The organism is Affinirhizobium capsici (genome assembly GCF_977018625.1).
Genome location: NZ_CDRNXD010000005.1, coordinates 1 through 23,035, shown reverse-complemented (window position 1 = coordinate 23,035; position 23,035 = coordinate 1). Strand labels below are relative to the sequence as shown.

Genomic DNA, 23,035 nt, shown 5'->3' with positions numbered 1-23,035 from the left:
TCACTCCTTGATGGACGCGGGTGTTGCGGAAGTCGTGCGGGAAATAGTCCAGCCACCGAGCAGGCGATCGAAGAGGGCATTCACATAAAGGCCGTTAGCCAGGTGCACCCTGAGGCCCGCCGCTGCCGGGTGATAAGCCCAGAGGGGAAACAGTGACTGTGCAACCGCAACCACACCGAAACTAACGACAGCCAGCAGCATCAGCGTCCATTCCAAAGCACCCGGCTGAGGCGTAGCAGGCAGCGTCCCAAACATCAGCTTGTCCGCAATTCGCTGGAGAGCGAAATAAGCCGTTGCAGCGGAAATCGCGTAAAGAGAGGTGCGCCATGTCAGAGCCCATGGGGCCGCATCTGCCAAGCCTTGCGCAATGAGATAGGCAACACCGAAGATCAAGATTGCGCCGAGGGCCAGCGCCTGCGGTGGCTTGTCAGCAAATCCGAAAAGCAGGCCGATCACTGCATAGATCGTAAGTGCGAGAAGAAACGCCCGACCCACTGCTTTCGCATTCGGGATCGCGACGGGACCGGGTCTCCGGATTGAGGCGACAACTTCAATGGCAGAGCCCGAGGCAAGGAAGGAGTGCGCCTTATATAGCGAATGGGCAACAATATGCAGAAGCGCAATCGGGAAGAGCGCAAGGCCGCATTGCAGGATCATAAAACCCATCTGCGCCACAGTGGACCATGCGAGAGAGGTTTTGACCGCAGACTGTGTCAGCATAACAAGACTGCCGAACAGCGCGGTAAATCCGCCAACCATGACCAGCACTGCGAGTACCACAGGTGCCTGCAGCATGACGTCTGCGAAGCGGATTAGCAGGAAGCCACCTGCATTCACCACACCCGCATGTAACAGAGCGGAAACCGGCGTCGGCGTTTCCATAACCTCGGTCAACCAGCCATGGGTCGGGAACTGGGCAGACTTAAGAAGGGCGGCGACGGCAAGAAGGCTAGCGGCACAAATCGTCAGTGGCAGCCCTTCCCCATTCCGAGCAGTTGAAAGGATAGTAGCAATATCACCCGTGCCGAAGGAGATGGCGAGCAGGATGATAGCACCGACCAAAGCCGCGTCGGCGATGCGCGAAACGATGAACTTCTTACGCGCAGCACGTTGAGCGGCCACTCTTTCCGGATAGAAGAGCAGCAACTGGTGCAACAGGAGACTGCTTGCGACCCACCCGACTAGAAGTTGTAGCAAACTTCCGGACTGGACGAGCAGGAGAACGGCGGCAAGTGTCGCGGTCATCCATCCAGTGAATGGCGCTTGCCGTTCCTCACCATCGAGAAAGGTCCCGGCATAGCGCAGAACGACCCAGCCAATGAAGGCCACTAGCAGCAGCATGACCAGGCTGACGAGGTCAAGCCGGGATGCGAAAGCCACATATCCGTAGCCGAGAGATGGGCTTGTGCCAGAACCGCAAAGGGCGAGCAAAACACCTGAGAGGAGTGCTACGATAATCGAGCCTAATCCTGCGAGTTCGGCCAAGCGGATTGCAAAACGTGGGCGTAGGCCGGGCGCTCGAAAGGCATAGAACGAAGCAGCGGCAAGCAACAGCGGTGCGAGAAGCGGAAACATGTAGATCACTGGATAGCTCCTGTCTGGGCCGCTGCTTGGAGGAGGCAGCGACAACCTCAGACCTGCTACCAGTCGAGTGGCTACAAGAAAAATTCATTGTTTCCGCGAAATCGTTCTATAAAATAGAACCATGTCCGAATTGAACTATCATCATCTTCGCTATTTTCGTGCTGTTGCGCACGATGGCAATCTCACGCGCGCTGCGGAACGGCTCAACCTATCGCAGTCGGCGCTTTCAATACAAATCAAGCAGTTAGAAGAACGGTTGGGACACGCCCTATTCGAACGTCGTGGTCGTCAACTTTACCTGACCGAGGCTGGCCGCGTAGCGCTTGATCACGCTGACACAATTTTTGCCGCTGGCGAGGAACTCCTGCAAACGCTCAAGGAAACGGGAAAAACCCGCCGAGCTATTCGCATAGGCGCACTTGCCACCCTATCGCGTAACTTCCAGATGGAATTCTTGCGTCCAATCCTCGGACGGACGGACGTGGAGATGATACTGCGCTCAGGCAGCACCAGAGAACTTCTGGCTGCACTGGAAGCTTTGAACCTCGATATCGTTCTTTTGAACAAGCCTCCAATGGCGGATGCGGTTACCCCCTTTATTGCCCAGCATGTCTATCAGCAACGAGTAAGCTTGATCGGTAGCCCTTCTTACCTGAAATCGGGTGCAACGCTCACGGATCTCCTGGAAAAACACCCGGTCATTTTGCCAACCCTTGAGAGCGACGTTCGCTCACAGTTCGAAGCGCTGATGGCCACGCTCGCCTTGACACCACAGATCGCAGCCGAAGTGGATGACATGGCCATGATGCGTCTTCTTGCCCGCGAGGGCGCAGGTCTCGCAGTGCTGCCGCCGATCGTTGTCAAGGGCGAGTTGGAGGCAGGCGTTTTGGTGGAGCTCGATGCTCTGCCGGGCATGGTGGAATCGTTTTATGCAGTGACCATCAAGCGTCGCTTTCCCAACCCGCTCATACTGCCTTTGCTCAACCACAATGCTCCGAAAGCCATTGAGCAAGGCAATGGTGCGAGTTGATGGTCGGAAGTGGGTCACACGTGCCATACCGCATGAGGCAGGCAGATGCGTCTTTAGCAGCATCTGGCACGTGAGGCATTTCTCGACTTTGGTGGGGAAACCACAAGGCTGAAGTTAATTTCGGCCTGTTTGCCTATGCTCTCGCCAAGGGTATCAGACTATGCGAATGCATGGGTCGAGTTTGGCTCGAAGGTCAACCAAGCTTGATCACCGCGATGAATGCTTGAGATAGCATCGTGACCGAAAGGCAGGCGTACTGCCAATGTTTCACCACTATCTGTTTGCGTATTGACCTCAATATTGTTCCCCAGAAAAGTTATGTCTTTGATTTTGACAGCGAGGCCATGATCAACCTGATGCCGGGATAGAGAAAGTCGCTCAGGACGCAGCAGCAAGTGAGCGGATTTGCCGCCAGCCTGACGGGCGTGCATTGGAACACCATCAATGATGGTGCCACCGGCAAGAGCTAGCCTCGCCTTGCCATTCTGATGGGACAGTATTTCGGCCTGAATGAAATTGCTGTCGCCAATGAAACCTGCAACGAAATGGGTTGAAGGGTTGGAGTAAAGCTGCGGCCCTGTACCAATCTGATCAATTTCGCCTTGGCTGAATACGGCTATACGGTCCGAGAGGCGTAACGCTTCCTCCTGATCATGCGTGACGTAGAGGATCGTCACGCCAGTCTCTTGGTGAATACGGCGAATTTCAAATTGGATTTCTTCACGCAGCTTTTTGTCGAGTGCAGAAAGTGGCTCGTCCATGAGCAGCACGGGGGGATTGTAGACAAGCGCACGCGCCAGGGCGACACGTTGCTGCTGACCGCCGGACATCAACGCAGGTTTGCGATCTTCCAGGCCTTCAAGGCGAACAAGCTGCAGCGCCTTCTTTACACGTTCTGCAATTTCAGCCTGACCAACACGCCGGATACGCAAAGGAAACGCCACGTTCTCCCCCACTGTCAGGTGAGGAAATAGCGTATAGCGCTGAAACACCATCCCAATGTTTCGTTTGTGCGAGGGTGTCGAAAGCAGGCTTTGCCCCTTCAGCAATATGTCACCCTCAGTAGGATCCTGAAATCCTGCAAGAATATAAAGCGTCGTCGATTTGCCAGAGCCTGATGGCCCAAGGAATGTCATGAACTCGCCTTCGCTGACATCCATCGTCACGTTTTTGACAGCAGTGACCTGACCATATGTCTTGCGAATTCCGCGGATTGAGAGGAATGGCTGTGTCATGCTTTGCGTCCCTTGCGGAAAATTGCGGCCAGAACCATCAGAAGAATGGTGAAGGCAATGAGGATTGTAGAGGCAGCGGCGATGACGGGCGTCAGATCCTGCCGAAGGGTTGCCCAGATTTTAACGGGCAGCGTCTGTAACGTTGGACTTGCCATGAAGATTGCGAGAACGACTTCGTCCCATGACGCCAGAAAAGAGAAGATGGCGGCGGCGAAGATACCGTGGCTAACGGCTGGAACCGTCACGCGAAGCCGTGCCTCCCATGGGCTTGCACCACAGAGAATGGCTGCATCCTCAATGGATTTATCGAAGCTTTCCAGTGCATTGCCGATAGAAATGATTGAAAACGGCAATGCGATCAACAGATGCGCAATGATGAAGCCGATCGTGGTGCCAGCCAGTCCGAGCTGTAAGAACAACGCGTAGAGAGCGACGGCCAGCACCACGACGGGGAGGATCATGGGCGTCAGGAACAAAGCACGTAAAGCTTCCCGGCCCAAAAAAGCTCCGCGGTTGAGACCGAGTGCTGCGAGGAAGCCGAGAATGACAGAAAGCACTGTGACGACAGCGGCGATTTTCAGACTGGTCAGCGCTGAATACAGCCATCGCGGATCGGCAAATAAGGCCTGATACCATTTCAGCGTCCAGGAGGGCGGCGGAAAAATCAGCCACTGCGAAGAGCCGAATGAGAGTGCCGCGATAAAGACGATCGGGAGGATAAGGAACAGGCACACAAGCACTGTCAAACCGACCAGTAAGGGCTTTAGTACCCCAAGTTTCTCGAAATCGAGCAACATCAGGTTACCTCGCCCGATAGGAATTGAAAAATTTGAGCTGGACCGCATAGAGCAGCAGCGTCACGATCAGGAGTACAAGTGCAGCAGCCCCGCCCATGCCCCAGTTGACGAGAGACTGCACGAATTGCGCAACCAGTTCCGCCAACATCATGTTGGACGTGCCTCCCAAAAGCGCGGGCGTCACATAATAACCAAGCGACATCACAAAAACCATCAGCGCGCCGGATACGATGCCGGGCAGTGAGAGCGGTAATAACACGCGTGTAAAGCACTGGCGTTTATTGGCCCCGCAGAGAGCCGCCGCCCGCAGGATCGCGGGGTCAATCGATTTCAGGACGCCAATGAGCGGAAGGATGACGAAAGGCAGCATGATGTATGTCATCCCGATCGTCACACCGACAAGGTTGTTGATTAGTGCCAGAGGTGTATCGATGATGCCGAGGTTCATGAGGGTCTTGTTGACCACACCTGTGCGCTGAAGCAGCACCATCCAAGCATAAGTCCGTGCCAACAGGTTCGTCCACATTGACAGAACAATGATTGCAAGGATCAACCTTGACCATCTATCCGGCATGATGGCTAACAGCCAAGCAACCGGAAAGCCAATGGCGACGGATATCACTGTCACTACTCCGGCAACGGTGAAGGTGTTGACGAAGACACGCAAGTAGGTCGTGGAGCCAAGGAGCGTCTGATAATTCTGGAAACCGGCCGTGGGCTCAAGGACGCTTCGCAACAGCAGCATAAGAACAGGGATGATAAAGAAACAAGCAATCAATAGCAGTGCTGGCAGGACATAGCTGAAGCTATCGTCCCGCTGACGCTTCCTTCGTTGGACCCCGGTCGTTGCGGACAAAGCCATTGAAAACCTCCCGATGGATATTCCATGGGACATGGGCCAAGACAGTCAGCCCATGTCCTCGCGTGCCATTACTTCGCCTGCCAGGCATACCAGCGGGTGCCAATCTCATCGCGATGTGCGGCCCAATACGTCATGTCGGCATTCACCTGCGTTTGGGCCTGCATGTCTGGCAAGGTCTTGCGGACATCCTCATTCATCAGCTTTGGAGAGCCCGTATTGATAGGCGCATAGCCGGTGGCAGTGGCAAATTCGGCTTGCGCCTTGTCGCTCGTTGCATTTGCAATGAATTTCATCGCAGCGTCCTTGTTCTTCGTGCCCTTCGGCACGACCAGCGCGTCTGCAGCGGTGATGTTGTTGGTCCAGGAAGTTTCGACAGATACGCCGGTTTGCGCGAGAGCTGTCAGTCGGCCATTCCAGAAGGAGCCAAAGGGCGCTTCAGCGGAGGCCAGCAACTGCTGTGACTGTGCGCCGCTGTCCCACCAGACGATATCGGATTTGATGGTGTCGAGCTTCTTGAACGCGCGGTCGAGATCGAGCGGGTAAAGCTTATCCGCAGGCACGCCATCAGCGAGAAGCGCCGCCTCAATCACGCCGGGTGCCGACCATTTGTAAAACGTACGCTTGCCCGGAAACTTTGCTGAATCGAAGAGGTCGGCCCAACTCTTGGGACACGCTTTCACCGCATCCTTGTTGCAACCGATAACGAAGGAGTAATAGAAGCTCCCGACCGAATAGTCGGTGACAAACCTTGGATCGAGCTTGCTTTTGTCAATAACGGAGAAATCCAGCTTTTCAAGCAGCCCCGCCTTGCCAGCCTGAACAGCATAGTCTCCTTCCACATCGACCACGTCCCAGGCAACGCTTCCGGATTCAACCATGGCTTTAAGCTTGCCATAATCAGTTGGGCCATCCTGCGTCACATTGGTCTTTGAAGCAGCAGAGAAAGTGTCTGCCCAATACTGTTTTTGGGCATCTTGCGTGGTGCCGCCCCAGCTTGTGAAGACCATATCAGCTGCACTCGCTTGGCCCGTGAGGCTCGTCACTGCGGCGAATAGGGCGATAATCCTCTTGCTTGTCATGCTTTCTCCTCCCTGAGAACAATATTCAAATAGTGGACACCACTAGACCGGCGTTGCGCCGCCTAGCGGCGAAAAGACAGCAGGTGTCATGATCTTGTTTTCAGCAGTGACAATCAGATCGCGGATCTTGGGCAGGAATGCCTGCCATTCAGGATCAGCCGCCAATTGCGCACGCCTTTTCTGGCGATCATCAAGGCTGTCAAAGCCCCAGATGTGAACGATCTCATTGATCGGGCCGATTTCTGACGAGAAGTACCCCACCAGATTTCCGAGATGTTTCTGCTGGATTGTGATGCCGATTTCACCGACAACCTTGAGATAATCGGGTATGGACCCATTTTTTAGTCGGTAGGTTCTGATCTCATACAGCATTGCGCTCACCGCATTACGAAGGGATCAGGGAAAGGCTCGTCCGAGGTTCTGAGCCAGACGGTTTTGGTGCGGGTGAAATCCAGCGCCGCTGCAATCCCGCCTTCGCGACCGTGTCCCGACTGACCGTACCCACCGAAAGGTGCGATAGGTGAAACGGCGCGATAGGTATTGATCCAGACGATGCCCGCGCGAATTCTCTTCACCATGCGATGAGCCCGCGTCAGGTTTCGAGTGAAAACGCCAGAAGCGAGGCCGAAGCGGGTATCGTTTGCCAACGCAACGGCTTCCTCTTCTGTATTGAAGGATAGGACTGATAGAACAGGCCCGAAAAGTTCGTTTTCGATCGATGGTGAGGTGATGCCGTCGCAGTCGAGGATGGTCGGCAAGTAGTAGAATCCCTCTCCATTGCCTATCCGTCCGCCGGTTATCAGCTTGGCGCCAGCATTGAGCGACGACGAGACTATTTGCTCGATGTTATCGCGCTGGCGCTTCGTGCAGAGCGGCCCGACTTCCGTTGCCATATCAAGTGGCATTCCAAGGCGTATCGCTTCGGCTTTTGATTTCAGCAATGCTAAAAATTCGTCCTTGACAGAGCGTTCTATGATGAGACGGGAACCTGCAACGCAACTCTGGCCTGTCGCAGCAAAGATGCCCGCCACCTGCGCATTCGCCGCACTTTCGAGGTCGGCATCGGCAAAGACGATGAAGGGAGACTTGCCGCCAAGCTCCAGCGACGTACTGGCCAAATTTTCCGCCGAATTTCGAACGACATGGGCCGCGGTGACCGGACCACCGGTGAAGGCAATGTGGTCGACGTCTGGATGGCGCGTCAGTGCATTCCCGCAAGAGGGGCCGAAGCCGGTTATAACGTTCACGACGCCTTTCGGAAAACCTGCTTCATCCACAAGACGGGCGAATTCCAAAAGAGGCGCTGGACCATCTTCAGACGCCTTGACGACGACAGTGCAGCCGACCGCCAGTGCAGGTCCGATCTTCACCGCAGCAAGAAACAGCTGACTGTTCCAAGGCACGATGGCAGCCACGACGCCCACGGGCTCGCGCCTTGTCCAGACATCCATGTCTACCTTGTCGATTGCCAGCGTCGCGCCTTCGATCTTGTCGGCGAGACCGGCATAGTAGCGGTAGTAGTCTGCCACATAGGCGATTTGCGCAGAGGTTTCGCGGATAATCTTGCCGGTATCGCGAGTCTCGAGTTCAGCAAGGCGCTTGGCATTCGCCTGTACAAGATCGGCCAGCTTGTAGAGCAACTTGCCGCGAGCGCTTGCTGTCATGGCTGGCCAAGCGCCGTTCCACAGGGCTTGCCGAGCCGCTTTCACTGCTCGATCGACATCAGCCTCACGCGCTTCTGGCATGGATGCCCATGCGGCTCCATTGGCCGGGTCGTTGCTATCGAATTGCGCAGAACCATCTTCGAAGGCCCCATCTATGTATTGCTGAAACCGTTGCATCTGATTCCTCACGCAAATGCGGGCATAACGTCAGCGATGAAGCGCTCTAAGGATGCCTTCTTGCGCTCGAAGCTCATGCCCGTGTCGATCCAGAAGGAATACTCGTCCCAACCCTGCTTCTCATAAATCTTCAGCCTGTCGATCACCGACTTGGCGTTGCCAATCGGCATATTGGTGATCATCTTTTCCGGTAACAGGTTGGGGTTTGAAGCCAGTTCATCTTCGCTCAGCTGCTGGATCAGGCCTTGACTGATGGGACGCTCGTTTTTGAACCAGGCGAAGAAGTAGTTGTAATAGTGGCTGATTTCGCTTGCAGCCTGCGCGATGTCTGCTTCGTCAGAACCGACATATGTATGCTGCAGGAGCATGATTTTGGGCCGCGCCACATTGGGCGCCTTGCCGCACGCTGCCTCGAAGCGCTCCATCAGGCTCGCAATTTCAGCTTCGCCATTCGCAAGCGGCGTGCACTGCACGTTGCATCCATTGGCAACGGCAAATTCATGACTGTTCGGATCGCGCGCCGCCACCCAGATGGGCGGATGAGGCTGCTGTACCGGCTTTGGTGCCGACGTGGTGGAGGGAAATTTCCAGAACTCACCATCATGCGTGTAGTCTCCAGCCCAGATACCTTTGATCGCCGGGATAAGCTCACGCATACGCTGGCCCGCCCCCCAAGCATCGAGGCCCGGCAATACACGCTCATACTCGAAACTGTATGCGCCGCGGGCAATCCCCAGATCCAGACGGCCACCGGAGATCAGGTCGGTCATAGCCGCTTCTCCCGCCAGCTTGATAGGGTGCCAGAAGGGAGCAATGACGGTGCCAGTGCCCAGGCGCACATTCTTGAAGCGATTGGCCAGATCGGCCAGATTGACGAACGGGTTCGGTGCTATGGTAAAATCCATGCCATGGTGCTCGCCGGTCCAGATCGCGTGCATGCCGCCTCTGTCGGCGATCTCGCACAGCTTCAGAAACTCCTCATAGAGTTCTTCATGGGTCTGGTCGGCGTTCAGCCGCTCCATGTGAACGAAAAGCGAGAACTTCATGATTCAACCTTTTTGAGCCACGGCATGCACCCGGCCCTTTTCCTGATTGCCGAAATAAATGCCGAAATTGCCGATCATCCGTTCCTGAGCGTAACGTTTGACCGTCTCGCGCACAGCTGGATCAGGGATCTGCGCCAGCGGCAGTTGTTGAGTGGGGAAAAAATGTCCGGTCTTTGGCGTGCCTTCGCCCAACGCTGCGCGATAAACGATATGCTGGCGCCCAGATGTTGTGTCCTCGTAAATCGAATAGAGTAGGCCCGTTTGAATTGAGAGGCCGATCTCCGCCTTAAAATGCGGCTCCAGAACCTCCATGCTCTCGCTTTCGGCCTTGTCGATAAACGGCAAGGTCCACCCGCCTTTTGCATCAGGAACAAGCAGGACCTCGCCAGCCCTCTCCGCCACAGCGCCGACACAAAGGCTGCCTTCAACATTGGCAAGCAGATTTTTTTCCGTGAGAGCAGGCGTGAAGTAGCCGCCGCGCGCATATCCCAAGCCAGTTTTTCCCGAATTTTCGAATGCCTCGATCTTGCCGATCAGGATGACGTGGTCTCCAGCATCCACACGATTATGCATGGAACAGTCAAACCAAGCCGCAACGCCAGCAAAAACAGGTGATCCGAGGGGACCTTTTTGCCAATCGACGGAAGCAAATCGATCTTCGACGGGTCTGGCAAAAGTGTTGGAAATGTCCGTCTGGCTTTCCGAAAGAATATTCACGGCAAAGCCACTCGTCGTCATCAATGTCTGGTAATTTCTAGAAGTCTTTGCCAGGCATACCAAAAGCAACGGTGGATCAAGCGACACGCTGGTGAAGCTGTTGGCAGTAAAGCCAATAGGCGCGCCGCGGGCATCCAGGGTCGTAACGACGGTCACGCCGGTCAAGAATGCGCCGAACGCATCGCGTAGCAATCGCGGATCACTCATAGTCACTCCTCCCTTTTCATTCACCGCACCGGCGACCAGGTTAACCAATCAGCCAGGATCTCACTCACCTCCTCCGGTGCTGTGAGATTGACCATGTGCCGGTGGCCCTCGATCACGAATGCTTTTCCGTTTGGTGTTGCTCTTGCCATCTCATGCGCCATTTCGGCCGTCGAATTCCTATCGCCATTCCCTGTCAGGAAGAGCGCCGGACAGGTGACTTTCGGCCAGTCATCAGCGTAAATGGCATCACCTCTTGCGAATGCGCGATAGGCAGCTGCATAGCCTTGCGAATCCACGTTCTGAAGCAGGTCATGCACCAAACGATAGGCCTCCCCCTTCTGCTCAGCGGGTGAGAACCAACGCTCCAGCGGTGCCTCGCGGTCGAAATCGCCCGACATAATCTCTTCTGCCCGTGCCTCAACCGCTGCCCGCGCTGCTGGAGTTCTCTTATGAACCCCGTTCAACAAGGCCACGCGCCGAAGTTTAGAGGGTTCGGTCGCAGCAAAGCCTGCCGCAATCAACGCACCCATCGAGTGTCCTGCAACATTGACCAAGTCTAGGTCGAGGTCACGCACCAAACCTGAAAACCATGCCACGAAGTCTTTTAGATCCGGTGCACCTTCTAAAGGTGCCGAATGACCGTGACCGGGTAAATCCGCTGCGATAACACGATAATCCTTCGAAAGACGCTCGATCTGCGGCTTCCAGGCCTCGGCCCTCATTCCCACGCCGTGGATGAGTACAAGGGTTTCGCGTCCCTCGCCTTGCTCGAGGTAGGCTGAATCAGATTTGGTCTTACACCGAGGCAGGGTTTGCAACATCGTGACCCAGTTCCTTCAAATCCTGATACCGGTCACCAATCCGGTGATGCGGCCGGCCACCGACTGACGCGCCGAGCGCAACAACAATTTCATCGGCAGCAGGCGCGTCGGGTATCGCGCATTGAATGGTCAGGTAATGGGAACGACGCCCCTCATCATTCTTATCCATCAAGGGGATCATGATCGGCGCATTTGCAGGCCCCCGCGTATTGCAGAAGGCAAGGTAAGACTTTGCACCCACCGCTGTACGGTAGTGATTACCAAAGCGCAGGGTGTGGATGAGAGCAGAGCCGTGTTCGATTTCGCCGGCCAAGCCAACGACAGCCGACTTGCCGTAAGCTTCAACAGCTTCACCATTGCCGACTGCCTCGATAATCATCTTGGTCAGAAGCGCTCCAAGAACGGGTGCTACAGCATGAATTTCGGGCTTCAAATCGTCAATAAAACCACGACCAGCCCAAGGATTTTTAACCACGGCTAATGCAGCAACGAGTTTGAGCGGTATGGCAGCTTCTTTGCCACCCTCAATATGCGTCGTTTCAATCTGCAGAAAGGTCTTGCGGATCGCCGGGGCCATCATGTTCTCCTCAATCATCTGATCGTATGTTGGTATACCATAATACCGGATGTCAAGAGCTTGCCGGAATCATTTTTGCGCGCTATTGAATGCTATGGCCAAATCCACCGACCCCATGTCTTCTCTTCGGATAGAAACTCCTCCGGCAACGCTGCGCGAGATGGCACTAGAACGCGTTCGGCGGGCGATTATCTCGGGCCTTTTTGAACCTGGGATTCGGTTGGTCGAGCGGACCTTATGTGATCAATTAGGGGTCTCACGCTCAGTCATACGAGAGGTCATACGGCATCTCGAGGCCGAAGGCTTGGTGGAGATGCTACCAAAGCAAGGGCCAATTGTAGCGCGGCTGGTGTGGGATGATGCACGCCAGATTTACGATATACGCGCATCTCTGGAGGCAACCGCCGTTGCAGACTGCGCTCGCGTAGCGGATGAACTCATCAAGCGAAAATTGCGCTCGGCGCTTGAGGAGCTGGACCGAACATCTAAGCAAAATTCACCTTTGGGTATACTTGACGCAACAACAAGCTTTTATGCCACGATCTTTCAGGCGGCAGGTCATACTATTGCCTGGGATATCGTCAGCCGGCTGAACAGCCGCATTTCTCGCCTGCGCGTTATGACCCTCTCAACGACGAACCGCACAACATCTGGACCTGCGCAGATCAGAGAAATCTTCTCATTTATCGAGCGGAACGAACCTGAAGCTGCGGCAGAGGCCTGCCGTAAGCATGTCGCGGCAGCTGCAAAAATTGCAGAAAGCATCATCGGACGTGGCTGATTGCCGGTCAATCAAGCCCCTATTGCCAGCCGGTGAAGGCTAAGGTCCCATCAGAATGTCGGCGGCGTATTGATCCAGATAAGGGTAGTTGGGCCGTCGAAATTGTTGCGCCATGAATGCAGCCGAGTGCTTTCAAAATAGAAACTGTCGCCGACGCGCAGCTCATGAAACTGGTCCCCGTCCAGAACGATTTCCAGGCCGCCTGCCAGTACATGGATGAACTCTTCACCTTCGTGTTGATAAGCACCTTCGCTTGACGCTCCGGGAGCCAGATCGAACCGATGGCACTCCATTTGATTATTGCCGTCAGCGAGAACGTGAATCGTGACGCCCGACGCTGTCGTCGGCCACGTGGTCCACTGCCCGTCTCGAACGAGCGAAGCCCCGCTCCGAGGTTTCCCTTGACCGCTCAAAGTTGCAATTGTGGTTCCAAGATGTTGAGCGACGTGGTGGAGTGCGGTCACCGAAATACCTTGTGAGGTTCGCTCGAAGGTGGATAAAACCGATATGGTTGTCCCGGTTGCCCGTGCGACGGCCTCAAGCGTCAACCCTGCCTCCTTGCGCAAATGCCTGACCTTCATCCCGATAGAGAGATCGGGCGCCTCTCGCTCTTCCGACACTACATCGCTTGGATAATTCGCCCCCTCGCCGCCAATCAGAGCCTGTTTGATGGCCGCAGGATTGAGACCTTTTTCACTACGAAGCCAGCTGATCGTCTTCAAGCGCTCCACCAGCGCCGCATCGTAAAGCCTTTGGCCAGATGGCGTGCGGATTGGCTCCACCAATCCCTGCTGTTCCCACAGTCGAAGAGTGGATGGCGAGACGCCAGCCGCACGGGCCGCTTCGGCAATCTTGAGAAATGTGACGTCCATAAAACCGGCGCTTTAGATGCTGCTTTGCTAAAGCCTTCATAATTGCAAAGACGTCCATTGCAAACCTACAGAAAAAATGTAGAGAATGTTTTACGCGAACACGCGGGGGACAGAGTTATTTGGGACGACAATCATGCAAAATTTGGAAATTGCCTCACGCCGTTCTGACGCCATTTCGCGTGGTGTGGGTGTCACGACGCAGATATACGCCGACAAAGCCCAGAACGCTGAAATCTGGGATGTCGAAGGGCGTCGGTACATCGATTTTGCGGCGGGTATCGCTGTGGTCAACACTGGCCATCGTCACCCAAAAGTCATTGCCGCAGTTAAAGATCAGCTCGATCATTTCACGCATACATGCCATCAGGTCGTCCCTTACGAAAATTACGTTCGCCTTGCCGAACGCCTCAACAACCTCGTTCCCGGCGATTTCAAGAAGAAGACAATTTTTGTTACGACAGGTGCGGAAGCCGTTGAAAACGCCGTCAAGATTGCGCGCGCTGCAACCAATCGTTCTGCAGTCATCGCGTTCACGGGCGGTTTCCATGGCCGCACATTCATGGGCATGGCCCTGACGGGGAAGGTCGTGCCCTATAAGACCGGTTTCGGCCCCATGGTGCCGGATGTTTTTCATGTACCTTTTCCAGTCGAACTGCATGGACAGGCGATTGAGGATTCACTTTCGGTTCTGGACAAGATGTTCAAGGCTGATGTCGATCCCAGCCGGGTCGCGGCCTTCATTGTCGAACCCGTACAGGGCGAAGGCGGCTTCTACGAAGTGCCACGCGCATTCATGCAGAAGCTGCGTGAGATCGCCGACAAGCACGGCATCCTGTTGATCGCAGATGAGGTTCAAACAGGCTTTGCACGGACAGGAAAGCTGTTCGCCATGGAGCATTATGGCGTCGTCGCAGACCTCACTACTATGGCAAAAGGCTTGGGCGGCGGTTTCCCGATTGCGGCCGTCACCGGCCGAGCAGACATCATGGATGCTCCTGGTCCTGGCGGGCTTGGCGGAACGTATGGCGGCAATCCAATTGGGATCGCTGCTGGCAATGCGGTGCTCGATGTCATCGAGGAGGAAAACCTCAACGAACGGGCAGGCTCCCTCGGCAACCGCCTGAAACAAAAGCTTCAGTCGCTGCGTGAATCCGTTCCGCAGATTGCTGACATTCGCGGTCCAGGCTTCATGAACGCGGTCGAGTTCAACCTGCCCGGTTCGAAGACGCCTAATCCCGACTTTACGAACAAGGTTCGCGAACGGGCGCTGCAGAAAGGCCTGATCCTCCTCACCTGCGGCGTTTATGGGAATGTGATCCGGTTTCTGGCGCCCATCACAATTCAAGACGATGTGTTCAACGAGGCGCTCACCATTCTCGAAACGACACTTCGCGAATGCGCGTCGGAGGCGTGATCGATGACAATCTCGCAAAAACTGCGTTCGAAGCTTAAGGACCCTTCTCTCGCTATCGATCAGGCCTTCATTGGTGGTGCCTGGCTTGGAGCAAGCGATAGCGGCACCACGTTTGAGGTCACGAACCCATCGACTGGTGAAGTGATTGCAACTCTGCCAGATATGGGACGTGCCGAAACTGCCCGAGCCATCGATGCCGCTTACAAGGCTCAGAAGCTATGGGCCGCTAAAACCGGCAAAGAGCGTGCCGGGATTTTGCGCAAGCTTTTTGATCTTCTCGTGGAAAATGCTGATGATCTTGCAACGATCCTGACAACGGAAATGGGCAAACCCTTGGCCGAGGCCAAGGGAGAGATTCTTTACGGTGCCTCATATGTTGAATGGTTTGGCGAAGAGGCCAAACGTGTTTATGGCGATACCATTCCCGGCCACCAGCAGGATAAGCGCATCATCGTCATCAAGCAGCCTGTCGGTGTTGTTGCAGCGATCACCCCTTGGAATTTTCCCAACGCGATGCTGGCTCGCAAATTTGCCCCCGCGGTTGCGGCTGGATGCGCAATGGTTTCGAAACCGGCAGCGGAAACTCCCCTTTCCGCTTTGGCGCTGGCTGCGCTGGCGGAACGCGCTGGACTGCCTCCCGGCGTTTTCAATGTTATTTTATCGAAGGATTCAGCCTCAATCGGCAAAGAATTCACTGAAAATGACAAGGTGCGCAAACTAACATTCACCGGCTCCACCAATGTCGGTAAAATACTGATGCGCCAAGGGGCCGACCAGATCATGAAGCTGGGATTGGAGCTTGGAGGTAACGCACCTTTCATCGTGTTCGATGATGCCGATATCGATGCTGCCGTTGAAGGAGCGATGGTCTCCAAATATCGCAACAACGGTCAAACCTGCGTTTGTGCCAACCGTCTTTATGTCCAATCCGGCGTTTACGATGCATTTGCTAAAAGGCTGTCCGAAAAAGTCTCTGCCATGAAGGTGGGCGATGGCTTTGAGCAAGGCGTCAATGCGGGACCGTTGATTACAGCAAAAGCCTTGGAAAAAGTGCAAGAGCACATTGAGGACGCAGTTTCCAAGGGTGCTTCCATCGCACTTGGCGGAAGACCAGATGAGCGTGGCGGCTTGTTTTTTCAGCCAACTGTTCTGACGGGCGTGACCAAAGACATGAAAGTCGCCCGCGAAGAAACCTTTGGGCCCGTCGCACCGCTCTTCAAGTTTGAGACAGAAGACGAAGTCATCGACATGGCCAACAATACCGAGTTCGGTTTGGCTTCGTATTTCTATTCGAAAGACATGTCCAAGATCTTCCGCGTCGCCGAAGCGCTGGAATATGGGATGGTCGGCATCAATACCGGTCTCATCTCAACAGAGGTAGCTCCGTTTGGCGGGATCAAGCAATCTGGTCAAGGTCGTGAAGGCTCTAAATACGGCATCGAGGATTATGTTGAAATCAAGTATCTGTGCCTGAGCATCTAGATTCAGCACCGATAGTGTGGCGGCTGGTTAGCCCAACCTCCAGCCGTCACCAATCTCGATAGCTTTGTCGACTAAATTCGGGGTTTGCGGTTATTTGGCTTCTTCGGTGGCCTGCAATGTACAGCCTAAAGATCCCTCGCGGGTAGCAAAAGAGCTGGCAGGCATACACTTATGCCTACGTTGGCGTATCCAGCAGGAATACGTCGTGCCTTGGCTTCGAACCCCCGCTATAGATGGACTTGCACACCGCATCGCCGAACTGGCAGGTGTAGAGCCAACGATAGGCACTCAGGAACTATTCTGCATTCCGCACATTGACAGCATGTAGACCAATTGGGAGCAGGCTGTCGATGGCAGATGGAGAAAACGTAGTTCGGGATCTAGCTCTCGCGGTTTTTGCTGCCAATGGCAGGTTGGTGAGTGCCGGCAACGAGCTTGTGGCTCATCTTGGCCTCACCAGTGCCTGGTGGCAGGTGCTGGCGGCTCTGCATTATTCTTCCCTACCGCTTCCAGCTGCATCCATAGCCAGAAACATGGGCCTCACGCGGCAGGCAGTTCAGCGCATCGTGGATGTGCTGGCGGAACGCGGCCTGGTCGAATTTCAAGCGAACCCTCATCATCGCCGCGCTAAGCTTGTTGTTCTCACGCCTGCAGGTATCAAAGCCGTCACCGGAGCGGAAGACGTTGTAGCCCCGCTTGACCGTGTGATCGCGCATAAAATCGGTACCCAACGCATTCGAGAAGCAATCGAGACTCTCGTGGAGATGAACAGCGTTATTACCGGATGGCTTGATCATACCGCATAGCTTTTATCTCACCTTCTTTGAAAACAGGGAAATCATCATGATCTTAGTATCAGGAGCGACCGGAGGTATCGGGGGCGAAGTTTGCAGGCTCCTTCATGAATCCGGAGTGCCGTTTCGGGCAATGTGCCGCAAGCCGGAGCAGGTCGACCACTTCAAGAAGAAGAGCATGCAAGCGGTATTGGGCGATTTCGACCGCCCGGAAACGCTCGCTGCCGCAATGCAAGGCTGTGACAGACTGTTTTTGATCACGCCGCCAACGCCAGATCAAGTCAAGCAGGAAACAGGTGCTATCGACGCGGCGCAGCGCGCGGGCGTCGGGCAGATAGTGAAAATCTCTGCCTCCGACAGCAACGTGCGATCGACTGTTCCATGGGCGAAATCCCACGCGCTCATTGACCACCACCTGCGAAAGGCCGGGATTGGATGGACAGTCTTGAGACCCACAGCATTTATGCAGAACTTCTTCTGGTTTAAAGATCCGATTGCCAAAGGATTTCTGCCGCAAATCGCAGGCAGGGGATACGTCTCATGGGTAGATACACGCGACGTTGCACGCGTTGCCGCCACGGTTCTGGTTGAGGACGGCCATGAGCACGCCACGTATTTCCTGACCGGACCTGAAACTTTGGACATGAAAGAGGCTGCATCACGTTTGTCGAAAATTACCGAGCGCAAGGTTAGGTACATCAATTTGCCGAACCCCATCTTTAAAGTTCTTCTTCGTCTGACCGGCAATTCTCGATGGATGGCGAACGGTCTGATTTCACAGTTCTCGGACGTCGTGGCGGGCCATCACGATATCGATCCGACTTTCGAGATCCAGCGGCTCACTGGAACGGAGCCACGTAGTTTCAGCGACTTTCTGCGAGACCATCGTTCGCTGTTCGTCTAGGCAGGCGGCTGATGTGACTGCTCAGTATGCTACCGAACACATCATGGACTGCCCCTCTCTCAATCCATAAAGGTCGGACACCCGCGTCCGGAAGATGTCGATGATGTTGGAACTATCGTTTTCGTTGATGCTCCTCGCTGCGGGACCGAATGCAGTGCCTCAGGACGTTAAGGCGTTCCTTGAAAGACGCATGCAATGCGAGCATTGGGCTGGTGAAGAACCGTATGACCCTCCCCGTCTGAAGGAAATCCAGACAGCACTATGGCAGCTCCGCTGCGACACCATAGAGGCTGAAGAGCTTCGGATTCGACGCAGATATTCGAACTATCCTGGTGTCATGGAAGCGATCGAAGATGATCCTTCTGAATAATGTGCATCTCGCTGTCGAAGGTGGGCCCAGGAGTAGTTGCTTCAAGTTCTGCGGGAGAGCGCAGCCCGCCAGCGACAGGCTGCATTGAACTGGATGGGCTAAGCGTTCTCATATCTGACAAAAACGCAGAACGCTCTCACTCTTAAGCTTTACGCGTTTGCGGACGGAAATCCGCCGTGCATCTTTCTTGACGATCCTCTAGGCGGCGCGGGATTTTTGCTTCAGCGAGCCTGCCGCGTGTTTCGTGCCTTCATCAAGTTTAAAGGAAGACAACAGGTTTCGCAGGTGCAAGCTTTGTTCAGCCAGTGTCTGGCTTGAAGCAGTCGTTTCTTCGACCATAGCTGCGTTCTGTTGGGTCATCTGATCCATGTGGTTCACGGACGAGTTAATTTCTTGAAGCCCCGTAGACTGCTCACGCGCAGCAGTGGCAATCGTATCAACGTGAGCATCTACGCGATCGACAAGAGTAGCGATCTCAACAAGCGCTTCTCCGGTAGATCGTACCAGAGCAACGCCACCTTCCACTTCGCGTGCGGAGTTGCTGATGAGCGCCTTTATCTCTTTAGCCGCGTTGGCCGAACGTTGTGCGAGTTCACGAACTTCCTGCGCTACCACGGCAAAGCCACGTCCCGCCTCGCCAGCCCGCGCTGCTTCGACACCGGCGTTCAGGGCAAGCAGATTTGTCTGGAAGGCGATCTCGTCAATGACCGATATGATCTGGCTGATGCGACTCGAACTTTCTTCTATTCGATTCATGGCGTCGATCGCATCTCTCACGATCTCACCCGAACGCCCTGCGCTGGCCTTGGTCTCACCAACCATAGTGCGCGCTTCGATGGCACGCTCTGAGGCTGTGCGTACCGTAGCGGTGATCTCGTCTAGAGCTGCTGCCGTCTCTTCCAATGCGGCTGCTTGCTGTTCAGTTCGCTTGGAAAGATGAGCGCTCGCGCTAGAGATATCCGACGCGCTGTCGCGGACAACGAGGCTGGTTTCGGAGATGTCCGCAATAACTCGATTAAGCGCCTCAACTGCAGCGTTGAAATCCGCTCTTAGCTTCGCATAATCCGATCCGATGTCACCGAGAGATATCGATAAATCACCTGCAGCCAATGCTTCGAGGGCTAGTCCCAACTCGTCCATAGCGCGGGCTTGACGTTCTGCCGCAACCGACAAAACCGACTCTTTGCTGGAGCGTTCTTCTGCAAGAGCTCTGCTTTGTTCTGCCTCACGCATTTGAAGATCGGAACGTTCAGCTACCGAGTTTTGGAGAACGCCAAGGGCCCTCGCCATTTCACCTATCTCGTTATTCTGTCGAAGGCAGGGAATATCAACTTTGGTTTCGCCCGAAGCAATTCCACGCAAAGCTCGGTGAATACCGCGGATGGGACCTGTCACGGAACGTATGACGAAGGTCGCGCCAGCGATCAGCACGACCGCGCAAAAAGCAAAGATGGTTCCGAATGTAATAGCATCTCGACGAAACATAGCGTGCAGGTCATCAACATATACGCCTGTACCAACAATCCAGCCCCAGGGTGCGAAGCCCGCCACGTGAGAGTATTTTTCAACGGGTTGGTCCGCTCCAGGTTTGGGCCAGTAGTAATCCATGAAGCCCTTACCCGTAGCACTCCCCTTCACGACGTTGACAAACTCCACAAACAAGAATTTCCCATTGGGGTCCTTATCGTTAGAGAGATCTTTGCCATTCAGTTCTGGCTTGATGGGATGCATCACCATCCGGGGCAACATGTCGTTGATCCAAAAGTATCCAGAACCGTCGCCGTAGCGCATCACTGAAACTGCAGCTTTGGCTTCAGCCTGAGCTTGTTCGCGAGACAACGTGCCTGTTACTTCAAGGGCCTGATATTTTTTTAGGACAGTCAGCGCCACATCGTTCATTTGTGCAAGACCAGCCTTACGTTCTCGCTCGGCGGATGAATAGCTTTGAAATAGGCTGAAGGTCAGCGCCCCTCCAAGGATCAGCATCGACAATAAGATAAGGCAGTAGAGCCGTGACGCGATGGTTAAGCGTTGCATAATTTCCCCCTCAGAATTCGAAGGGCAAATCTAGCAAGTGATTTATTACTACTTATTAAAGGGAGTGTGATATACTCTCAAATTTACCGCTACAGCAAAACTACGTCGAAATCTCACCGCCACGCGGCTCTAGGCACGGCTGAGATGATGTTCATAATATTCCCAAGTATGCACGCCATTTAAACAATACCAAGCCTCGCGGTGCTGGCTTTGGATGCCTCTCCCCCAGCATCCGTATTGCCCAATTTTGCCTGCAGATGATTGAACTTATCTCACGCGCGCCAGCAACCAAGTTCGGTAACCTTGACAGGCTTCGCCTTGGCTTTACAGCTATCACTAAGCATGCAGGGAGAAAACACCATGAGACCATTAGCGCAGATATCAGCTTTCGTTGGCAAGACATTCGCCGCTTGGGTTGTGCTGTTCGCATTCCTTGGTTTTTTCTTCCCTGACACCTTCAAGCAGATCGGTCCTTGGATCGTCACCCTGCTGTCCATCATCATGTTCGGTATGGGCCTTACCCTTTCCCTGGACGACTTCCGCGAAGTGGTGAAACGTCCATTTGACGTGACAATTGGAGTGCTCGGTCAATTCCTGATCATGCCGTTGCTCGCCGTCTTGCTGACTAAGCTCATCCCGATGCCTCCAGAAGTTGCGGCTGGTGTGATCCTTGTCGGGTGCTGCCCTGGTGGAACCTCTTCCAATGTCATGACATATCTCTCAAAGGGTGATGTCGCGCTTTCGGTAGCCTGCACGTCTGTGACGACGCTTGTGGCGCCAATTATCACGCCATTTCTCGTCTGGATGTTCGCCAGCCAATACCTGCCGGTAGACGGCTGGGCGATGTTTATCAGTATTATCAAGGTGGTGCTGGTTCCGCTTGCGCTGGGTGCCGTCCTACAGAAGCTTCTGCCGACTTTCGTTAAGGCTGCCGTGCCTGCTCTGCCACTCGTTAGCGTCATCGGCATTGTGTTGATCGTATCGGCGGTCGTCGGCGCATCGAAAGCATCAATCGTGCAGTCCGGCCTGATGATCTTCGCCGTTGTCATTCTGCATAATGGTCTTGGTTATTTGCTCGGCTTTTTCGCTGCGAAAGCCTTCGGCCTGACGCTTGCCAAGCGCAAGGCCATTGCCATTGAAGTAGGTATGCAGAACTCGGGTCTTGGTGCTGCTCTTGCGACCGCCTATTTCTCCCCGCTTGCGGCAGTTCCAAGTGCGATATTTAGCGTATGGCACAACATATCCGGCGCGCTACTTGCTAATTGGTTTGCCGGACGTGATGAGGCGCAACGGTAATAGGGTGTTACTCAAGCCAGCAGCGCGGCACACTTTTCGGCAGAGCCGCCGCGATTGGAAGCAGATACTCCCCTCCCGCAGGATTTGCGAGATCAGCAGAGTTAGCAGGTTAGGGAAGTTGAGCAGAGACATTGCGTGTAAAAACGTGGCAACTCATAGAAAGAAATTAGATTTGAGCGGCAAAAGCGCTGCGCCAATCGCAGCAGTGTCGCAGCCCACGCGGCTCAAGCACAAGGCGGGGCTTGAAACTGCATCCGGATAGGTATCGGGTGCTTTAATACGTTCCATGATCATCTGGCCAAGGACAGGTGGCAGCTTCCCGCCAAGGATTATTGCATCTGGGGCCAGCACCGCATTCAGGATCTGCGTGACATGGTTCACTTGTGGCACGACCTCTTGCAGCCATTTATCGACGCCCGGCCAAGAGACATCGAAGTCCTCCCACAGATCGTCCAAACTGTTGATGCTTACCCCTGACGCCTGGAGACGGTGCATAATGTTGCGCATAGATTGGTCACTCTGCAGACCGTCGGATACGAGCAAAGACAGATCGCCCGCATTCCCGGGCTGTCCAGAATAAGGTTGGCCATTTAAAATCAAACCAACGCAAAGGTGTTGATCAAAGGCAAGTAAGGCGAAGTTTTTATAAGCCTGCCCCACCCCTATCAGGCTCTCACAAATTGCGGATGCCATGGCATCGCCACGCTGAAAAATTGGCACGCCAAATTTGGCTTCCATTTGATTGAGGATTTCCGCTTGAGACCGGGTTTCTAGCGATGAGGGAAATGTAACTCTCTGATCCCGGCCCACAATTTGAGAGGAAAGAGCGAGACCGATTCCGCAGAGAGATTGAAGTGGTATGTTGGCTCCCTTAGCCATCTGCTCAAATGCGGCAGTAATCATATCAATGAAGGTGTCGAGACCCACCTCGGTGTAGTTGACCCTGCGGCGCGCGATCACGCTGCAATTCAGATCAATTAACGCGAAGACGATTTGCTCGGCATCTACGCTCACGCCGAGTGAATATACTGCCGAACCAGCCAGGGTCAGCAGCGGACTGGGCTTGCCCCGTCCATTCGGCTTCGCACGCTCTGTTTGAACAAAACCATCCGATATCAGCCCTTCGATCAAGCGATGAACAGATTGCTGGGTGAGATCAGTCAACTCTGTTACATCGGCCCGAGCGATGGGTTGGTGGCGGCGCAAAAGATCAAGCAACATACGCTGGTTGTGGCTCAGTCTCTGCATTCTCGATACCTTGTTCAGCATGCCAGCAATGGTCAATTACT

At 54.5% G+C, this 23,035-nt stretch carries 22 protein-coding genes; 8 read left to right on the top strand and 14 right to left on the bottom strand.

The features are described 5' to 3' along the window. Positions 1-1,575 (bottom strand): proton-conducting transporter transmembrane domain-containing protein, encoded by a 1,575-nt coding sequence (locus tag AC0JZ1_RS16300; protein ID WP_471883711.1) that lies wholly within the window; start codon positions 1,573-1,575, stop codon positions 1-3. 130 nt (positions 1,576-1,705) lie between these two features. Between AC0JZ1_RS16300 and AC0JZ1_RS16295 the strand changes: the two genes are divergently transcribed. Further along, complete coding sequence (locus AC0JZ1_RS16295) at positions 1,706-2,614, top strand: LysR family transcriptional regulator (RefSeq protein ID WP_471883504.1); 909 nt, start codon at positions 1,706-1,708, stop codon at positions 2,612-2,614. 158 nt (positions 2,615-2,772) lie between these two features. On the opposite strand, the gene AC0JZ1_RS16290 is transcribed toward AC0JZ1_RS16295, so the two are convergent. The 10 genes from AC0JZ1_RS16290 to AC0JZ1_RS16245 form a co-directional block, all read right to left on the bottom strand. Further along, positions 2,773-3,849 (bottom strand): ABC transporter ATP-binding protein, encoded by a 1,077-nt coding sequence (locus tag AC0JZ1_RS16290; protein WP_471883503.1) that lies wholly within the window; start codon positions 3,847-3,849, stop codon positions 2,773-2,775. After that, complete coding sequence (locus AC0JZ1_RS16285) at positions 3,846-4,646, bottom strand: ABC transporter permease (RefSeq protein ID WP_471883502.1); 801 nt, start codon at positions 4,644-4,646, stop codon at positions 3,846-3,848. The genes AC0JZ1_RS16290 and AC0JZ1_RS16285 overlap by 4 nt, the downstream gene beginning before the upstream one ends. 4 nt (positions 4,647-4,650) lie before the next feature. Beyond that, the gene (locus tag AC0JZ1_RS16280; protein ID WP_471883501.1) at positions 4,651-5,508 is read right to left on the bottom strand and encodes an ABC transporter permease; all 858 of its coding nucleotides are present in this window, start codon (positions 5,506-5,508) and stop codon (positions 4,651-4,653) included. Positions 5,509-5,576: 68 nt separating this feature from the next. Continuing rightward, positions 5,577-6,587: an ABC transporter substrate-binding protein gene (locus tag AC0JZ1_RS16275; protein ID WP_471883500.1), complete on the bottom strand. Its 1,011-nt coding sequence runs from the start codon at positions 6,585-6,587 to the stop codon at positions 5,577-5,579. Between the two features lie 42 nt (positions 6,588-6,629). After that, positions 6,630-6,959 carry an NIPSNAP family protein gene (locus AC0JZ1_RS16270; protein ID WP_471883499.1) on the bottom strand — a complete coding sequence of 110 codons (330 nt, stop codon included), beginning with the start codon at positions 6,957-6,959 and terminating at the stop codon, positions 6,630-6,632. A gap of 5 nt (positions 6,960-6,964) precedes the next feature. After that, a complete protein-coding gene (locus AC0JZ1_RS16265; RefSeq protein ID WP_471883498.1) occupies positions 6,965-8,428 on the bottom strand; it encodes an aldehyde dehydrogenase in 1,464 nt (487 codons plus the stop codon). An 8-nt stretch (positions 8,429-8,436) separates the two neighbouring features. Beyond that, entirely contained in the window at positions 8,437-9,474 is a 1,038-nt protein-coding gene (locus AC0JZ1_RS16260; RefSeq protein WP_471883497.1) for an LLM class flavin-dependent oxidoreductase, read from the bottom strand. Between the two features lie 3 nt (positions 9,475-9,477). Further along, a complete protein-coding gene (locus tag AC0JZ1_RS16255) occupies positions 9,478-10,398 on the bottom strand; it encodes a flavin reductase (protein ID WP_471883496.1) in 921 nt (306 codons plus the stop codon). A gap of 20 nt (positions 10,399-10,418) precedes the next feature. Then, entirely contained in the window at positions 10,419-11,219 is an 801-nt protein-coding gene (locus AC0JZ1_RS16250; protein WP_471883495.1) for an alpha/beta fold hydrolase, read from the bottom strand. Beyond that, positions 11,194-11,796 carry an amino acid synthesis family protein gene (locus AC0JZ1_RS16245; protein ID WP_471883494.1) on the bottom strand — a complete coding sequence of 201 codons (603 nt, stop codon included), beginning with the start codon at positions 11,794-11,796 and terminating at the stop codon, positions 11,194-11,196. The genes AC0JZ1_RS16250 and AC0JZ1_RS16245 overlap by 26 nt, the downstream gene beginning before the upstream one ends. A gap of 49 nt (positions 11,797-11,845) precedes the next feature. Here AC0JZ1_RS16245 and AC0JZ1_RS16240 point away from each other — a divergent pair, with 49 nt between their 5' ends. After that, positions 11,846-12,577, top strand: coding sequence for a GntR family transcriptional regulator (locus AC0JZ1_RS16240; RefSeq protein ID WP_471883493.1), 732 nt, complete (start codon positions 11,846-11,848; stop codon positions 12,575-12,577). A 50-nt stretch (positions 12,578-12,627) separates the two neighbouring features. On the opposite strand, the gene AC0JZ1_RS16235 is transcribed toward AC0JZ1_RS16240, so the two are convergent. Further along, complete coding sequence (locus AC0JZ1_RS16235; RefSeq protein WP_471883492.1) at positions 12,628-13,449, bottom strand: MerR family transcriptional regulator; 822 nt, start codon at positions 13,447-13,449, stop codon at positions 12,628-12,630. A gap of 133 nt (positions 13,450-13,582) precedes the next feature. Here AC0JZ1_RS16235 and AC0JZ1_RS16230 point away from each other — a divergent pair, with 133 nt between their 5' ends. The 5 genes from AC0JZ1_RS16230 (at position 13,583) to AC0JZ1_RS16210 (ending at position 18,413) form a co-directional block, all read left to right on the top strand. Further along, a complete protein-coding gene (locus AC0JZ1_RS16230; protein WP_471883491.1) occupies positions 13,583-14,863 on the top strand; it encodes a 4-aminobutyrate--2-oxoglutarate transaminase in 1,281 nt (426 codons plus the stop codon). Positions 14,864-14,866: 3 nt separating this feature from the next. Next, the gene (locus AC0JZ1_RS16225) at positions 14,867-16,345 is read left to right on the top strand and encodes an NAD-dependent succinate-semialdehyde dehydrogenase (protein ID WP_471883490.1); all 1,479 of its coding nucleotides are present in this window, start codon (positions 14,867-14,869) and stop codon (positions 16,343-16,345) included. A 350-nt stretch (positions 16,346-16,695) separates the two neighbouring features. After that, complete coding sequence (locus AC0JZ1_RS16220; RefSeq protein WP_471883489.1) at positions 16,696-17,151, top strand: MarR family winged helix-turn-helix transcriptional regulator; 456 nt, start codon at positions 16,696-16,698, stop codon at positions 17,149-17,151. A gap of 37 nt (positions 17,152-17,188) precedes the next feature. Then, entirely contained in the window at positions 17,189-18,043 is an 855-nt protein-coding gene (locus AC0JZ1_RS16215; RefSeq protein WP_471883488.1) for an SDR family oxidoreductase, read from the top strand. Between the two features lie 100 nt (positions 18,044-18,143). Continuing rightward, positions 18,144-18,413 (top strand): hypothetical protein, encoded by a 270-nt coding sequence (locus tag AC0JZ1_RS16210; RefSeq protein ID WP_471883487.1) that lies wholly within the window; start codon positions 18,144-18,146, stop codon positions 18,411-18,413. 198 nt (positions 18,414-18,611) lie between these two features. Here the strand turns inward: AC0JZ1_RS16210 and AC0JZ1_RS16205 are convergent, their stop codons facing one another. Further along, complete coding sequence (locus AC0JZ1_RS16205) at positions 18,612-20,450, bottom strand: methyl-accepting chemotaxis protein (protein WP_471883486.1); 1,839 nt, start codon at positions 20,448-20,450, stop codon at positions 18,612-18,614. 360 nt (positions 20,451-20,810) lie between these two features. On the opposite strand from AC0JZ1_RS16205, the gene AC0JZ1_RS16200 reads away from it, so the two are divergent. Then, the gene (locus AC0JZ1_RS16200) at positions 20,811-21,746 is read left to right on the top strand and encodes a bile acid:sodium symporter family protein (RefSeq protein WP_471883485.1); all 936 of its coding nucleotides are present in this window, start codon (positions 20,811-20,813) and stop codon (positions 21,744-21,746) included. 153 nt (positions 21,747-21,899) lie between these two features. Here AC0JZ1_RS16200 and AC0JZ1_RS16195 read toward each other — a convergent pair whose 3' ends face one another. Then, the gene (locus AC0JZ1_RS16195; protein ID WP_471883484.1) at positions 21,900-22,994 is read right to left on the bottom strand and encodes an ROK family protein; all 1,095 of its coding nucleotides are present in this window, start codon (positions 22,992-22,994) and stop codon (positions 21,900-21,902) included. Positions 22,995-23,035 lie beyond the last annotated feature (41 nt).

Coding starts and splice junctions, on each gene's coding strand:
- AC0JZ1_RS16300 (WP_471883711.1), bottom strand. CDS start 1,575: ATGTTTCCGCTTCTCGCACCGCTGTTGCTTGCCGCTGCTTCGTTCTAT.
- AC0JZ1_RS16295 (WP_471883504.1), top strand. CDS start 1,706: ATGTCCGAATTGAACTATCATCATCTTCGCTATTTTCGTGCTGTTGCG.
- AC0JZ1_RS16290 (WP_471883503.1), bottom strand. CDS start 3,849: ATGACACAGCCATTCCTCTCAATCCGCGGAATTCGCAAGACATATGGT.
- AC0JZ1_RS16285 (WP_471883502.1), bottom strand. CDS start 4,646: ATGTTGCTCGATTTCGAGAAACTTGGGGTACTAAAGCCCTTACTGGTC.
- AC0JZ1_RS16280 (WP_471883501.1), bottom strand. CDS start 5,508: ATGGCTTTGTCCGCAACGACCGGGGTCCAACGAAGGAAGCGTCAGCGG.
- AC0JZ1_RS16275 (WP_471883500.1), bottom strand. CDS start 6,587: ATGACAAGCAAGAGGATTATCGCCCTATTCGCCGCAGTGACGAGCCTC.
- AC0JZ1_RS16270 (WP_471883499.1), bottom strand. CDS start 6,959: ATGCTGTATGAGATCAGAACCTACCGACTAAAAAATGGGTCCATACCC.
- AC0JZ1_RS16265 (WP_471883498.1), bottom strand. CDS start 8,428: ATGCAACGGTTTCAGCAATACATAGATGGGGCCTTCGAAGATGGTTCT.
- AC0JZ1_RS16260 (WP_471883497.1), bottom strand. CDS start 9,474: ATGAAGTTCTCGCTTTTCGTTCACATGGAGCGGCTGAACGCCGACCAG.
- AC0JZ1_RS16255 (WP_471883496.1), bottom strand. CDS start 10,398: ATGAGTGATCCGCGATTGCTACGCGATGCGTTCGGCGCATTCTTGACC.
- AC0JZ1_RS16250 (WP_471883495.1), bottom strand. CDS start 11,219: ATGTTGCAAACCCTGCCTCGGTGTAAGACCAAATCTGATTCAGCCTAC.
- AC0JZ1_RS16245 (WP_471883494.1), bottom strand. CDS start 11,796: ATGGCCCCGGCGATCCGCAAGACCTTTCTGCAGATTGAAACGACGCAT.
- AC0JZ1_RS16240 (WP_471883493.1), top strand. CDS start 11,846: ATGTCAAGAGCTTGCCGGAATCATTTTTGCGCGCTATTGAATGCTATG.
- AC0JZ1_RS16235 (WP_471883492.1), bottom strand. CDS start 13,449: ATGGACGTCACATTTCTCAAGATTGCCGAAGCGGCCCGTGCGGCTGGC.
- AC0JZ1_RS16230 (WP_471883491.1), top strand. CDS start 13,583: ATGCAAAATTTGGAAATTGCCTCACGCCGTTCTGACGCCATTTCGCGT.
- AC0JZ1_RS16225 (WP_471883490.1), top strand. CDS start 14,867: ATGACAATCTCGCAAAAACTGCGTTCGAAGCTTAAGGACCCTTCTCTC.
- AC0JZ1_RS16220 (WP_471883489.1), top strand. CDS start 16,696: ATGGCAGATGGAGAAAACGTAGTTCGGGATCTAGCTCTCGCGGTTTTT.
- AC0JZ1_RS16215 (WP_471883488.1), top strand. CDS start 17,189: ATGATCTTAGTATCAGGAGCGACCGGAGGTATCGGGGGCGAAGTTTGC.
- AC0JZ1_RS16210 (WP_471883487.1), top strand. CDS start 18,144: ATGATGTTGGAACTATCGTTTTCGTTGATGCTCCTCGCTGCGGGACCG.
- AC0JZ1_RS16205 (WP_471883486.1), bottom strand. CDS start 20,450: ATGCAACGCTTAACCATCGCGTCACGGCTCTACTGCCTTATCTTATTG.
- AC0JZ1_RS16200 (WP_471883485.1), top strand. CDS start 20,811: ATGAGACCATTAGCGCAGATATCAGCTTTCGTTGGCAAGACATTCGCC.
- AC0JZ1_RS16195 (WP_471883484.1), bottom strand. CDS start 22,994: ATGCAGAGACTGAGCCACAACCAGCGTATGTTGCTTGATCTTTTGCGC.